The sequence below is a fragment of the Nocardia sp. NPDC003345 genome, from assembly GCF_053589395.1.
The window spans coordinates 1-13589 of record NZ_JBSFRU010000024.1 but is presented as its reverse complement, the minus strand read 5'-3'; the positions used below and the strand labels follow the sequence as shown (position 1 = coordinate 13589).

Below are 13589 nucleotides of genomic sequence, written 5' to 3'. Positions count from 1 at the left end.
CCGATGGGTGTTCGTGTAGGGGTCGTCGGCGCGACCGGACAGGTCGGCGCCGTGATGCGCGCACTGCTGGAGCAGCGGGATTTCCCCGCCGACGAGGTGCGGTTCTTCGCCTCGTCCCGGTCGGCGGGGAAGAAACTGCCGTTCCGGGGCGGCGAGATCGTGGTGGAGGACACCGAGACCGCGGACCCGTCCGGTCTCGATATCGCGCTGTTCTCGGCCGGCGCCACCATGTCGCGGGTGCAGGCGCCGCGGTTCGCGGCCGCCGGGGTGACCGTGATCGACAACTCCTCGGCCTGGCGTAAGGATCCGGACGTCCCGCTGGTGGTCAGCGAGGTCAATCCGGAGCAGACCCGCAATCTCACCAAGGGCATCATCGCCAATCCGAACTGCACCACGATGGCCGCGATGCCGGTGCTGAAACCGCTGCACGACGCGGCGGGGCTGCAGCGGCTGATCGTGTCCAGCTATCAGGCGGTGTCCGGTAGCGGGCTGGCCGGTGTCGAGGAACTCGCCTCGCAGGCCCGCGCCGTGATCGACGACGCCGAGAAGCTCACCCACGACGGTCGCGCGGTGGATTTCCCTGCCCCGAACAAATACGTGGCCCCCATCGCGTTCAATGTGCTGGCGCTGGCGGGCTCGCTGGTCGACGACGGTTCCGGTGAGACCGACGAGGACCAGAAACTGCGCAACGAGAGCCGCAAGATTCTCGGCCTGCCGGATCTGCTGGTCAGCGGCACCTGCGTCCGGGTCCCGGTGTTCACCGGACACTCGCTGTCGGTGAACGCCGAATTCGCCGACCCGGTTTCGGTGCAGCGGGCGCAGGAGATCCTCGCCAAGGCGCCCGGCGTGAAACTGGTGGATCTGCCCACCCCGCTGGAGGCCGCCGGCCGCGACGAATCACTGGTGGGCCGTATCCGCCAAGACCCGGGTGTTCCGGACGGCCGTGGATTGGCGCTGTTCATCTCCGGCGACAATCTGCGTAAGGGTGCGGCGCTGAACACCATCCAGATCGCCGAGGTACTGCTCGAAGACCGCTGAGCGGATATGCCCCGGCCCGTTCGTTCGGGCCGGGGCATATTCATGTCTTCTTCCGGGCTCCCGTTCAGCCGCGGATACCCGGCGTCCGCGGATCGTCGCCCAGGCAGATCAGCAGCGCGCATCCGGGCGGGGCGTCGGTGAACGGGGCGGCGAGCGGCTGTCCCAGGCAGGCCAGCACATCGCAGCCCGGATACGCCGATCCACCGATACCGAAAACGGCCAGCAGGATATCGGTGTCGATATAGGAGTCCGGGTCGGCCTGGACCGGCGGCTCGATATAGGGACCCGGATCGGTGACCGGCGGCTCCCGGAACGCCGCCATCAGGAGCCGGAAGAACTCGTGCGGCAACTCGTCGGTGTTCTGCAGGATCCCGGCCGGCCCGTACCGGCTGATATTGCCGAATGCCCCGGTCCATACGACCACGAGATCCAGGCTCGGCATCACGAAGACGTTCTGCATACCCGCCCCGGCCATGGCGTAGGTGTCCGGCGGGAGGAACGACGCGTTCTCCGCGCACCCGGCGCCGGTCCAGAACAGGTAGCCGTAGCAGGGATTGGTGGGTGAGGGCGCGGTGGCGCGGGCGAGATAGTCCGCGGGAACGAGCTGCCGCCCGTTCCAGTTGCCGCCGTTGGCCACCAGCAGTCCGAGCTTCGCCAGATCGTCGGGCGGGATGAGCAGATGCGCGTAGCCGTAGGTGTGACCGGTCCGGTCGCGCGCCCAATACCAGTCGCCGCGGGCGATACCCAGCGGTGTGAACAGCTCGCGCTGCGCGAATTCCTGGAGCGGTTCGCCGAGTGCCAGCTCCAGCACATAGGACAGCAGATCCACGGTGCGCTGGCTGTAGGTGAATACCGTTCCGGGCTCATGATCCAGCGGCACGCCCAGGGCCTGTACGGCACTGTTGGGGTCGATGGGGATGGCCCCGGTGATGCCCTCGGTGACCACCCCGGTCCGCATTCCGGAGGTTTCGGTGAGCAGGTTGCGCACTGTGATCGCTCGTCGCTCCTGATCACCCAGTCCCGGCGGCAGATACCGGTCGATCGGCGCGTCGATATCCAGCAGGCCGCGCCCGGCGGCCATACCGCTGAGCAGCGAGACCACACTCTTGGTGACGCTCCAGACATTCCACGGCAGATGCCCGGTCCGCGCGTTGCCGGGCCCTTCCCCGACCAGGCAGTTGTGCCGGAAGATCTGGACGTTCAACCGGTTCCGGCCACCGGCGAAGGCCAGAGCGCCGGCCAGCCGGTCCGGATCGAAGCCGGCCTGCTCTGGCCGCGCACGCTGCGGTTCGCGGGCCGAGGAGACCCCGCATACCGCTTCCGGAGGTTCGGGATCCGCGTGTGCCTGGGTCGCGAAAATCTGCCCGGCCACCAGTAGTACCGCCGTAACCCCCGCCAGGAGCCCGCCCGAACGCGCCATGCGGATCACCCTAATGCGCCGGGCGCGTCGTTGCCGGTTTCCGCGCCCCGGGAACGGCGAGCCCCCGGCCGATCGGTACCGGCCGGGGGCGCTCGCTGACCGGCCGCCGTGTCGGCGCCGGTCCGCTTCTTCCTACAGCAGGCCGAACCAGTACACGGCACAGGCCAGGGCCCAGAGGACCAACGTATCCATCGACACTCCCACTTCTGTCGTTGCGGATGCCTCCATGATGCCCGACGTGCCCGCCGCCGCGGGCCGGTCCGCCGAACCCGTGGCACGACCTTGTCCGCGCTGTGACGGGCCGTGTTCGCAGCGTTATAAGTCGGCGTTAAGGGGCTGCCAAGCGGTGGGCCGCAGAGTTGTCTCATAGCCGGAACAGACCGGCGGACACAGCGAGAAGGAAACCGAGATGAACACCGAGCCGATCACCACACCGGCCGGCGCCGCCGGCGGACAGACCGCGGTGCCGAGTATCGAAATGTATGCGCCCGGCCGCCCGGCCGGTCGCACCGAGCCCGGCGTCTTCGGCACCCGCCAGTAGCCGAAGCCGCCGTCGAAGGTCCGGGATATGGGCCGGTGCCTGGGGAGGACCCGGCACATATCCCGATCGGGGCGCGGATCCTCGGATCCGTGGCGGGGTGGGAGGTGGTTCCGGCGTCCGGGGAGGAGATCCGGAACCGCCTCGGGGGCGAAGGGGGTCCGGGAAACCGGGTGGGCCGGTCTGCCTCGTGGGGTGGCAGACCGGCCCGGGAATGAAGGTCGTGCGCCGGACCGGTCTCGCGGGGTGACCGGTCCGGCGGGTCGGCGATACGAATCGGCTCTTCCGGATGCTCAGCAGCGGAATCGGCGTACCACAGAGTTCGGCCGACCCGCCGCCGCGAAAGGTAACCGCTGGAAATCGGCGACAGCAGACGACCGTTGGAATCGACGGTCGATCGGACGGCACAGTGTCGGTACGTCCGTTCGGCCGGTGGATGAAGAAATCCTCATCGGGGGCTCACGGTGCGATCATCGGGGTCCGGCATAGTGTCTGTTATGTCCGGTTCTCGCTCTTTCGCCGCCATGCTCGTTCTGGCCGGCGCCGCCGCGGTGGTGCTGGTCGGGTTCGTGCTCACCCGCTCACCCGAACCCGAACTCGATCCGTCGTCGGTATCGGTCAGTGTGGCGCCGACCTCCCCGGCCGGATCCGCTCCGAGGCAGAATGGGAGCGATTCCGGGACGAGTGGGACGGCGCGGGTGCCCGCCGACGCGCCCACGCCCCGGCCGGGTACGGTACCGCAGAGTGTCGCACCGGTCCCGCCGGCCGGTCCCGCGGCCCCGGCTCCTGGTCCCGCGGCCCCGGCTCCTGGTCCCGCGGCTCCGGCTCCTGGTCCCGCGGCTCCGGCGCCCGGTCCCGTGGTGCCCGCGCCGGGCCCGGCGGCGCCCGCGCCTTCTCCGGGTGACGACGACGCCGACGACGCGTTCGACGACGATGCGGACGACGGTATGGACGACGACGGCCCGTCCGGCAGCGATGATTGATTGCGAACCCGAGCGCACCGTCCCCACCCCGGCGCAACCCGTGTCCCCGATCGATCGACCCGCTGATCCACCGCTGGGCCCGGTCCGAGCCCTGCCGTCTCGGCGCGGGTCCCGGTTGCCGGCCCGCTGGAAGATCACCGCCTGGATCATGCTCACCACATTCGTACTGCTGGTGGTGGTACTGGTCACCGCCCGCAACCTGCTGCTGCGGGAGGTGGATACGCGCGCCAATGCCGATATCGCGCAGGAGGCCGCCGAGTTCCGGACCTTCGCCGCCGAAGGGGTCGACCCGACCACGACCCAACCGTTCACCTCGGTGCGGCGCCTGCTCGAGATCTATCTGCTGCGGCAGTCCCCGGGCGACGGCGAGGTGATGGCCGGCATCGTCGACGGCAGGCAACTCGGCAGCGTCCGGGGGGACCCACCTCCCGAGGCGGCCGGTCCGGAATTGTTCACCGCGGCGGCCGCCTCGGAGAAGACCGCCGGAGTGGTCGCGTCCGCGGCCGGTGAGATGCGCTGGGGCCGGGTGGATGTGGATTCCGGCACCGAACGCGGGTCGTTCGTGGTGGCGGCGTTCACCGAGGTCGGCCGCGCGGGTGTGGACCGGACGATGCGCACCATCGCCGCGGTGTCACTGGCCGGGCTGGTGCTTTCCACGGGAGTCGCCTATCTGGTCGCCGGCCGGATCCTGCTCCCGGTGCGGACCGTGCGGGCGGTGGCCGCCGAAATCGGCGAGACCGATCTCACCGCGCGGGTCCCGGTGGAGGGCCGCGACGATATCGCCGCCCTGGCACAGACCTTCAACGAGATGCTCGACCGGCTCGAGCACGCGTATACGACCCAGCGTCAGTTCGTCGACGACGCGGGTCACGAATTGCGCACCCCGATCACGGTTGTGCGGGGACATCTGGAGCTGCTCCCCGAGGAGCCGGAGGAACGCCGCCGCACGCTGGCGCTGGTCGATTCGGAGCTGGCGCGGATGGGCCGGCTGGTCTCGGACCTGCTGATGCTCGCCAAGGCCGAACAGCCCGATTTCGTGGTGCCGCGGCCGGTGGATATCGCCCAGACCATGCTGGATATCGAATCCAAGGTGCAGGCCCTGGGCGAACGCCGCTGGCATCTGATGGAGGTGGCCGAAGGGACCGCCTGGATCGACGCCCAGCGGGTCACCCAGGCGATGCTGCAACTGGCCGCGAACGCGGTCGCGCATACCGCCGAGGGCACAACTGTGCAGCTGGGATCGCGTTTCGGCGGTGAGGACTCCGCGCGGACGATCTCGCTGTGGATCTCCGACCAGGGGCCGGGAGTACGACCCGAGGACGCCCCGGTGATCTTCGACCGGTTCCGTCGTGGACCCGGGCCGCGTGGTGCCGACCGCCGGTCCGGCGCCGGGCTGGGGCTGGCCATAGTGCGAGCCATCGCCGACGGCCACCACGGTTCGGCCTGGGTCCGCAGTGTGCCGGGCGACGGCGCCACCTTCGGGCTGGACCTGCCTGCCGATCCGGTCGCGCATACCGGCCGTGAAGCGGGCGACCCGAACGAGCACAGGGGGAACGGATGAGCCGGATCCTGATCGCCGAAGACGATATCCATATCGTGTCCTTCGTCGGGAAAGGGCTGCGGGCCGCCGGTTACCGCACCGAGCACGCCGCGGACGGCGAAACCGCGCTCCTGATGGCCCGGTCCGGCGTCTTCGACATGGTGATCCTCGATATCGGCCTGCCGTCGATGGACGGATTCACCGTATTGCGCCGGCTGCGGGGCGAGGGGGTGCGCACACCGGTGGTGGTGCTCACCGCGCGCGACAGCGTCGACGATACGGTCGCGGGCCTGGAGGGCGGGGCGAACGACTATATGACCAAACCGTTCCAGTTCGCCGAACTGCTGGCGCGGGTCAGGCTGCGTCTGCAGGACGACGCCACGGTGGGCGCGCCCACCGACACTCTCGCGCACCACGGTCTCGTTCTCGATCTCCGGTCGCGCCGGGCGCATGTCGACGGGCGGGCCGTGGATCTCACCGCTCGCGAATTCGGGCTGCTCGAGGTGTTCCTCCGGCATCCCGACCAGGTGCTGAGCCGGGAACAGATTCTCGGCCAGGTGTGGGGCTACGATTTCGACCCCGCCTCCAATGTGGTCGACGTCTATGTCCGGGCCCTGCGCGCCAAGATCGGCGCCCAGCGGTTGCAGACGGTACGGGGGATGGGATACCGCCTCTCGTGACCGTCACCGAGTTCCGCACCGTCCCGCGCCGGGCCCGCGCCGGGGGTTCGGCGCGCACCGAGCGTGCGGTCGAGTGGGCGCCGTTGCTCGGTGCCGCCGCGGGTTTCCTGATCTGTCTCGGCCCGGCGATCGCCGCGGCGACCGGTGATCTCGGCCGGGACGCGTTCGTGACCCTGGCGATCTTCGTGGCCGCGGTGTGGATGTGGGTTTTCGCGCCGGTCCCCGATACCTATGTCGCCTTGGGCGCGGCGGTCGCGCTGGTCGTGGCCGGCCCCATCGACACCGACACCTTCACCGGCACCCTCGGCGATTCGGTGATCTGGCTCCTCGTCGGCTCCTTCGTGATCGCGGCGGCCGTGACCGCGAGCGGGCTGGCCGCCCGGATCGCCGCGCGCGTCCTCACCGTCGCCCGGACCCCTCGGCAACTGGTTCACCTGCTGACCGCAGTGCTGCTCCTGACCACCTTCGCCGTTCCCGCGACCTCGGGCCGGGCCGCGCTGGCCCTGCCGGTATTCCTGGCCCTCGCCGCGGTGTTGCGCGGGCGCCCGCAGCTGGTGCTGGTGCTCGCTATCGCCATCCCGTCGGTGATCCTGTTCTCGGCGGTAGGTTCGCTACTGGGCGCGGGCGCGCACCTGATCACCAGTGAGATCGTCGCGGCCGCCACCGGCCGGGAGTTCGCTTTCCTGCAATGGATGATGCTCGGGCTGCCGCTGGCGCTGGTCTGGTCGCATCTCGCCGCCGAGGTGGCGCTGCTGCTCTTCGCTGCCCGCGCCGAACGCCGGACGCCGTTGCGGGTGCCAGCCGACGCCTTCGACGACGCCGGGCCCGGGGTCCGTGGTCCGCTGACCGCACCGCAGCGGCGGATGATCCTGCTGCTCGCGGGCGTGATGCTGCTGTGGTGCAGCGAACGGCTGCACGGTATCGATCCGGCGGTCGTCGCGGTGCTGGGTGCGTTGCTCGCGACCGCGCCGAAAATCGGGGCAACCACCCTGCCCGCCGCGGCGAAGACCATCCCCTGGACCCTGCTGCTGTTCATGGCGGCCACGCTGTGCCTGGGAATCGCCCTCACCACCAGCGGCGCGTCGGATTGGCTGGGATCCCTCGTATTCGGCCCGGTCCGCTCGCTCGGCGCGGCCGCGACCCCCGCCTTCCTGGTTGTCACGGTGGTGATATCGCTGTCGGCGCATCTGGTGGTCCAATCCCGGTCCGCGCGGTCGGCGGTGCTGATCCCGATCGTCGTCGCCACCGCGCCCGCCGTCGGCGCCGATCCGCTGGCGGCGGCCTTCCTCTCGACCGCCGCGGCGGGCTACTGCCACACCATGACCGGTTCGGCCAAACCGATGGCCGTCTTCGCCGAATCCGATGGTGTGCCGGGATTCCGGGCCGGCCAGCTGCTGCGCTACTCCGCGGTCGTCGCCCCGCTGTCGGTCGCGCTGCTCCTCGCGTTCGCGGTCTGGGTCTGGCCGTACCTGGGCCTGGCGCCCACCGACTGACCCCGCCGCTGTTCAACCCCCTCGAAAGGCATATCGATGACTCTCCGCGTACCGCAGCGCATACTTGTCGCCCCGAGCGGGTTCAAGGAAAGCCTCGATGCCGAACCGGTCGCCTTCGCGATCGCCGCCGGCCTGCGACGGGTACTGCCCGGTGTCCATGTGGATCTCGCGCCGATCGCAGACGGCGGCGAGGGCACCGCGTCCATGCTCGCCGCGACCACCGGCGGTGTGCTGTGCCCGCTCGAGGTCACCGGCCCCGTCGGCATACCGGTCGGATCACATTGGGCGCGACTGGGTCCGGTGGCGCCGGCCACGGCGGTGGTGGAGGTGGCGGCCGCGGCGGGTCTGCGGCAGGTGCCACGCGATATGCGGGATCCGGCCGCCACCACGACCTACGGTGTCGGTCAGCTGATCGCCGCCGCGCTGGACGGGGGTGCGTCCACGATCGTCGTCGGCTGCGGTGATTCCGGGACCTGCGACGGCGGTGCCGGTGCCCTTCAGGCCCTGGGTGCCCGGATACTGGACGCTCGCGGCCGGGAGATCGGCCGGGGTGGTGGTGAGCTCGCCCGCGCCGCCCGCCTCGACCTGTCCGGCCTGCACCCTCGTCTCGATGCCGCGGCGGTGGTGGTCGCGGGCAATCCGCACAATGTGCTGTGCGGGCCACGCGGCGTGGCACGGGTTTTCGGACCGCAGAAGGGTGCGGGCCGGGCGGAGGTCGAGGCGCTGTCGGCCGCCCTGGAGAACTGGGCGGCGATTCTGGAACGTGACGGCCGCGCCACCGGTGATCTGCGCACCGGCCCGGTCACCGGTGCGTCGGGCGGTCTGGGTGCGGGATTGGCCGCCGGTCTCGGCGCGCGGTTGCGGTCCCGGTTCGAGGCGCTGCTGGATTCCGGGCTCACCGGTGCCGATCTCGACCGCCGGATCGCCCGGGCGGACCTGGTGATCACCGCCGAGGGGGCGATCGACCTGCAGACACCGCACGGCAAGGTGCCCGCCGAAATCGCCAGGCGCGCCCGGAGCCACGGTGTTCCGGTGGTGGCCCTGGCCGGATCGCTGGGCGAGGGCGCGCCGCTGGTCCACGACGTCGGCATCGGTGCCATCGCCTCCATCATCCCGGTGCCGATGCCGATGTCGGAGGCGGTCGCCGATACCGAACGCCTGCTCACCGACGCGACCGAACGGATGATGCGCATGATCCTGGTCGGCGGCGCGCTCTCGGTCCGGCTGGGGCGAGGCGACGACCGGCCACGCGCTCCGGGCGTCCGCCGCGGCGCCGGACCTCGTATCGGCGCGGCCGCCCGGGGCCGGGCGCGGGGGCAGCGCCGCTGAGCGCGGAGAAGGCCGGGGCGCGGTCAGCCTGCGATCGTGCCGATCCGGCCGGTGGGGTAGTCGGGGAGGGCGTAGCTCTCGGTCGCGGCCAGCATCCGGCTCATCAGGGGTTGCAGCGGCCGTGACATCGCCACCCGGGTCAGTGCCCGGCCGGCCCGGATCCCCAACCGGCTGTTCGGTGCCATCGCCTTCACTCCGCCCGGTGGCAGTTCCTGGGCGGTATCGACGAACGGGCGCAGGACCTCGGAGTACCGGGCGAGCGCGGCGGCGGGCCGGTCCGGTGTCCGCGCGAGTTCACCGGTCAGAACGTACGCTCCGACCAGCGCCATCGCGGTGCCCTGCCCGGTGAGCGGGGACCCGCAGTAGCCGGCATCGCCGACCAGCGCGACCCGCCCGGTCGCCCACTGGGGCATGGTGATCCGCGCCATTTCGTCGAAGTAGAAATCGTCCGCCGTGTCCACGGCGGCGATGATCTCCGGGCAACGCCAGCCGCCGCCGGCGAGCCGGTCCCGGATCAGCCGCTGCTGTGCCGCCGTATCGCGGCGAAAGGCCGGATCGGCGGGCTGCCGGATCGTGACGAGCGCTTTGGAGGTGGCCGGATCCGCATCCGGGCGCAGGCCCGCCATGGCCCCGCCCGGCAGCGAATGGATTGTCATCCAGTGCGGTTCGATTCCCGCGGGTGTCGGCATGGTGAAGTACGAGGTGTAGGCACCGAGGTAGGTACTGAACTGTTCCTCCGGTCCGAAAGCCAGCCGCCGGGTGACCGAGTGCAGGCCGTCGGCACCGACGACGAGGTCGTATTCCTCGCTGTGCCCGGAGGCGAATTCCACCGTTACCCCCTCCGCGTGCTCGCGCAGCCCGCGCAGGTGTTCGCCGTAGCGGTAGTCGATCCCGGGTACGCCGGCCGCCTCGTGCACGGCATCGAGCAAAACCTGGTTCAGGTCACCGCGGGTGATCTCGATTTCCGCGACGGCCCCGTTCCCGCCGAATGCCTCGGCCGGCATCCGCAGGACCACCCGGCCGGTCCCGTCGACATGCACCATCCCGCGTTCGTCGAGCTGCCGGCGCCGGATCCCCGGCATCAGGCCCATGCGCTCGGCGACGACCCGGCTGGGTCCGCGCAGATCCACCGCCTGGCCACCCGGCCGGGGCGCGGGAGAACGCTCGACCACGGTCGGCCGGATGCCGCTTCGCAGTAGTTGCAGGGCCACGGCGTTACCGGCGATTCCGCCACCGGAGATCAGCACTCGGAGGCCGGCGGGGTTGGAGTGAGTGGTCATCGCGCTCTCGTTTCGATTGTTCGATCGTCTTAGACAAATGTCTAACACAGATTTAGAACAGATGTCTAGAACAATCGTCTAAGACGTGATCTAGAGTGGGGGTATGGGAAACAAGGAGGACCTGCTGGCCGCCGCCCGGACCTGCATCTACGAGCGCGGATTCGCCGGCACCACGGCGCGCGATATCGCGACCGCCGCCGGGGTCAGCCTGGCCGCCATCGGCTACCACTTCGGCTCGAAGGACAGGCTGCTCACCGAAGCGTTCACCGACGAGAGCGGCCGGGTGATCGGCGACGAACTGGAGCGGCGGATCCGGGCCGGGGCGGGGAAATCGCCCGGTGCGGCCTTTCCCGCGGTGTTCGACGGTATGGCCGAACTCTTCGCCCGGCACCGCGATGTGCTGGTGGCCAGTGCCGAGAACGTGGTGCGGATCTACCGCACCCCCGGCGAACAGGCCCGGATGGGGGAATTGAGCGACACCGCGGCCACCGAGATGGCGGGCTTCTTCACCGAGGCCCACCCCGGGATCGGGGACGCTCGCGCCCGCGCATTGGCCGAGTTCTACCTGGTGGTTCTCAACGGACTCGTGCTCACCTGGATGAGCAACCCGGAGGGCGAACTACCTTCCGGCGCCGACCTCGCCGAGGCCCTGGCCGCGCTGTCCACGTAGACCCGCGGTCGTGTGGCATCGAACCGGAACGAGAAAGGCCCCTGACAAGAGTCAGGGGCCTTATCGTGTCTCGACCAACACGAGTCGGGGTGGCGGGATTTGAACCCACGACCTCTTCGTCCCGAACGAAGCGCGCTACCAAGCTGCGCCACACCCCGTGAAGCGGACCTGAGGTAGCTTACATCAGGTCCGGGCCGGATATGAAACCGCCTGTTCAGGGCTATTTCTACCGGCCGACCGGGCGCTCAGCGGGCGACGGCCTGCGTGGTCGAGACGCCGTGGCCGGATTCGGTGGCCGGCTTCTTCGGCGGCACCGCGACCAGGGTGAGCAGGGTCGCCTCGGGCCGGCAGCAGAAGCGGTAGGGCGCCCACGGTGAGGTGCCGATACCGGCGGAGACGTGCAGGCGGGTGTGCGCACCCCATTTCGACGGGCCCTTCACCCGGGAGCGATCGATATCGCAGTTGGTGACGAGGGCGCCGTAGCCGGGCAGGCACAGCTGCCCGCCGTGGGTGTGCCCGGCCAGGACCAGGTCGTAGCCGTCCTCGGCGAAACGGTCGAGAACCCGCGGTTCCGGCGAATGGGTGAGACCGAGGCGCAAGTCGGCGAGGGGATTGGGGGCCCCGGCGATGGTGTCGTAGCGGTCGCGGCGCAGATGCGGATCGTCGACGCCCGCACTGGCGATCCGGATACCGCCCACCTCGATATCGCGCCGGATATGGGTGAGGTCCAGCCAGCCGCGTTCGGTGAACGCCGCGCGCAGATCCTTCCACGGCAGCGGTGCCCCGTGCACCCGCTTGTGGTTCTTGTCGAAGTACTTCAGCGGGTTCTTGGGGACCGGCGCGAAGTAGTCGTTGCTGCCGAAGACGAACAGGCCGGGCCGGGACAGCAGCGGGCCCAGCGATTGCACCACGGCCGGGACCGCCTTCTGGTGCGACAGGTTGTCGCCGGTGTTGATCACCAGGTCCGGCTCCAGCCGGTCCAGTTCGCGCAGCCACTGCTGTTTGAGCTTCTGCCCGGGGGTCATATGCAGATCGCTGATGTGCAACACCCGCAGCGGCGCCGAACCCGGCCGCAGGACCGGCATGGTGGTTTCGCGCAGAACGAAGGCGTTGCGTTCGATCAGTGAGGCGTAGCCGACTCCGGCCGCCGCGGCTCCGGCGGCGCCGAATGCGGTTCGGCGGAGGACCGACGTCGAGATCACGGGCATTTGCCCAGCATAGGTGACCGGCACCCGGTACGCGCAGCGTGTTGAGCCACAGTTACGGGGCCATGGCGCCGCGATGACCCTGCGTAACGGTCCGTGAGAAGGCTGTGGCCTTGGAAAACGAGGAGTCGCGCAGGAGGCGGACACGCGCACGGTTCGCGGGTTAACCGGTGGGCGTGGCGGGGCGCAGCGGCTACCGTTGCGCGCATGTCGGAACTGAAATCGAAGCTGCGCGCCGATATGACCGCCGCGATGAAGGCCAAGGATTCGCTGCGTCTGAACACGCTGCGGATGCTGCTGGCCGCGGTGCAGACGGCCGAGGTCGCCGGGAAGGAAGCCCGCGAGCTCTCCGACGCCGAGATCGTGGGGGTTCTCACCAAGGAGTCCAAGAAGCGCAACGAGTCCGCCGAGATCTACACCCAGGCGGGCCGCGGCGAACTGGCGGCCAACGAGCACGCCGAGGCGCGGATCATCGACGAATATCTGCCGACCCAGCTCACCGAGGCGGAGGTGGCCGATCTCGCCGATACCGCGATCGCCCAGGTCGCCGAGGAACTCGGCGAGCGCCCGGGGATGCGGCAGATGGGTCAGGTCATGAAGGTCGCCACCGCGCTGGCCGGGGGTAAGGCCGACGGGTCCCGGATCTCCGCGGCGGTGAAGGCGCGGCTCTGAGCCGCGCCTTCACCACGGGGGTCAGCGGGGGATCGGCACCGGTATCGGGAGCGGCGGCAGGAACGGCGGCAACGGCAGGCCGGGTGCGTTCGGCGGCGGCGCCGCGGGGCGTCCGGGCGCCGGTGCTTCCCGGATGGTGCCGTCACTGAGGTAGATCGTCACCTGCGAACCCGGAATGGCCGAACCGTTCGGGGTCGAGCCGGTGACCGTGCCCTTCGGTGCCGACCCCGGAGCGTTCACCGAGGTGACCTTGAATCCGGCGCCGGTCAGAGCCGCGGTGGCCTCGCCCGCCGACATCCCGACCACATCGGGTACCTGCGCGTTCTCCGCACCGCGGACATATTTCTCGTCGACGGGCGGCAGCACCGGAGGCGGGTATTTCGACGCCGCGCCCTTCACCGCGGCGAACCACGTCCGGGCCGGTTCGTTACCGCCGAACAGGCCGTTGGCGTCGCTGGCGGGGCAGTTGCGCAGCGGGAAGGAGCAGATCTCGCCGGGGGTCGGGCTGTCGCCGTAGACGTAGGTGGCTCCGGCCATCGAGTTGGTGAAGCCGAGGAAGGCCGAAGAGCGGTGGCTTTCGGTGGTGCCGGTCTTGGCCGCCACCGGCCAGTCCCAGCCGGTGGATCCGGCCGCCGCCGAGGCGGTACCGCCGCCGCTGTGGTCCTTGCCCATGGCGTTGGCCAGGGTGTTGGCCAGGCCCGGTTCCACGACCTGCTCGCAGGCCTGTTCGGTGAGCGGCAC

Annotated in this window: 13 protein-coding genes and 1 tRNA gene; 9 read left to right on the top strand and 5 right to left on the bottom strand. The window is 70.2% G+C overall.

Annotated features, from left to right (window positions below; translation table 11 throughout):
* Positions 1-3 precede the first annotated feature (3 nt).
* Positions 4-1038, top strand: coding sequence for an aspartate-semialdehyde dehydrogenase (locus ACWDU1_RS05205; protein WP_449996011.1), 1035 nt, complete (start codon positions 4-6; stop codon positions 1036-1038).
* Between the two features lie 64 nt (positions 1039-1102).
* Here ACWDU1_RS05205 and ACWDU1_RS05200 read toward each other — a convergent pair whose 3' ends face one another.
* On the bottom strand, positions 1103-2458 hold the full coding sequence (locus ACWDU1_RS05200; protein ID WP_449996010.1) for a serine hydrolase domain-containing protein: 1356 nt from the start codon (positions 2456-2458) through the stop codon (positions 1103-1105).
* 409 nt (positions 2459-2867) lie between these two features.
* Between ACWDU1_RS05200 and ACWDU1_RS05195 the strand changes: the two genes are divergently transcribed.
* From ACWDU1_RS05195 to ACWDU1_RS05170, 6 genes are all read left to right on the top strand, one after another.
* A complete protein-coding gene (locus tag ACWDU1_RS05195) occupies positions 2868-2999 on the top strand; it encodes a hypothetical protein (RefSeq protein WP_449996009.1) in 132 nt (43 codons plus the stop codon).
* 494 nt (positions 3000-3493) lie between these two features.
* Positions 3494-3979: a hypothetical protein gene (locus ACWDU1_RS05190; RefSeq protein WP_449996008.1), complete on the top strand. Its 486-nt coding sequence runs from the start codon at positions 3494-3496 to the stop codon at positions 3977-3979.
* A 148-nt stretch (positions 3980-4127) separates the two neighbouring features.
* Positions 4128-5540 (top strand): sensor histidine kinase, encoded by a 1413-nt coding sequence (locus ACWDU1_RS05185; protein WP_449996007.1) that lies wholly within the window; start codon positions 4128-4130, stop codon positions 5538-5540.
* The gene (locus ACWDU1_RS05180) at positions 5537-6199 is read left to right on the top strand and encodes a response regulator transcription factor (protein WP_449996006.1); all 663 of its coding nucleotides are present in this window, start codon (positions 5537-5539) and stop codon (positions 6197-6199) included. The genes ACWDU1_RS05185 and ACWDU1_RS05180 overlap by 4 nt, the downstream gene beginning before the upstream one ends.
* On the top strand, positions 6196-7692 hold the full coding sequence (locus ACWDU1_RS05175; protein ID WP_449996005.1) for an SLC13 family permease: 1497 nt from the start codon (positions 6196-6198) through the stop codon (positions 7690-7692). The genes ACWDU1_RS05180 and ACWDU1_RS05175 overlap by 4 nt, the downstream gene beginning before the upstream one ends.
* Before the next feature lie 36 nt (positions 7693-7728).
* Positions 7729-9021, top strand: a complete 1293-nt coding sequence (locus tag ACWDU1_RS05170) for a glycerate kinase family protein (protein WP_449996004.1) — start codon at positions 7729-7731, stop codon at positions 9019-9021.
* A gap of 23 nt (positions 9022-9044) precedes the next feature.
* Here ACWDU1_RS05170 and ACWDU1_RS05165 read toward each other — a convergent pair whose 3' ends face one another.
* Positions 9045-10301, bottom strand: a complete 1257-nt coding sequence (locus ACWDU1_RS05165; RefSeq protein ID WP_449996003.1) for an FAD-dependent monooxygenase — start codon at positions 10299-10301, stop codon at positions 9045-9047.
* 103 nt (positions 10302-10404) lie between these two features.
* Here ACWDU1_RS05165 and ACWDU1_RS05160 point away from each other — a divergent pair, with 103 nt between their 5' ends.
* Positions 10405-10971, top strand: a complete 567-nt coding sequence (locus tag ACWDU1_RS05160) for a TetR/AcrR family transcriptional regulator (protein ID WP_449996002.1) — start codon at positions 10405-10407, stop codon at positions 10969-10971.
* A gap of 84 nt (positions 10972-11055) precedes the next feature.
* Here the strand turns inward: ACWDU1_RS05160 and ACWDU1_RS05155 are convergent.
* Together ACWDU1_RS05155 and ACWDU1_RS05150 are read right to left on the bottom strand one after the other, a co-directional pair.
* Positions 11056-11129: transfer RNA gene (locus ACWDU1_RS05155), tRNA-Pro, on the bottom strand.
* 87 nt (positions 11130-11216) lie between these two features.
* On the bottom strand, positions 11217-12179 hold the full coding sequence (locus ACWDU1_RS05150; protein WP_449996001.1) for a metallophosphoesterase: 963 nt from the start codon (positions 12177-12179) through the stop codon (positions 11217-11219).
* A 204-nt stretch (positions 12180-12383) separates the two neighbouring features.
* On the opposite strand from ACWDU1_RS05150, the gene ACWDU1_RS05145 reads away from it, so the two are divergent.
* The gene (locus tag ACWDU1_RS05145) at positions 12384-12848 is read left to right on the top strand and encodes a GatB/YqeY domain-containing protein (protein WP_449996000.1); all 465 of its coding nucleotides are present in this window, start codon (positions 12384-12386) and stop codon (positions 12846-12848) included.
* A 21-nt stretch (positions 12849-12869) separates the two neighbouring features.
* Here the strand turns inward: ACWDU1_RS05145 and ACWDU1_RS05140 are convergent.
* Positions 12870-13589: PASTA domain-containing protein (locus ACWDU1_RS05140; protein WP_449995999.1), on the bottom strand; the 720-nt coding region annotated here is incomplete at its 5' end.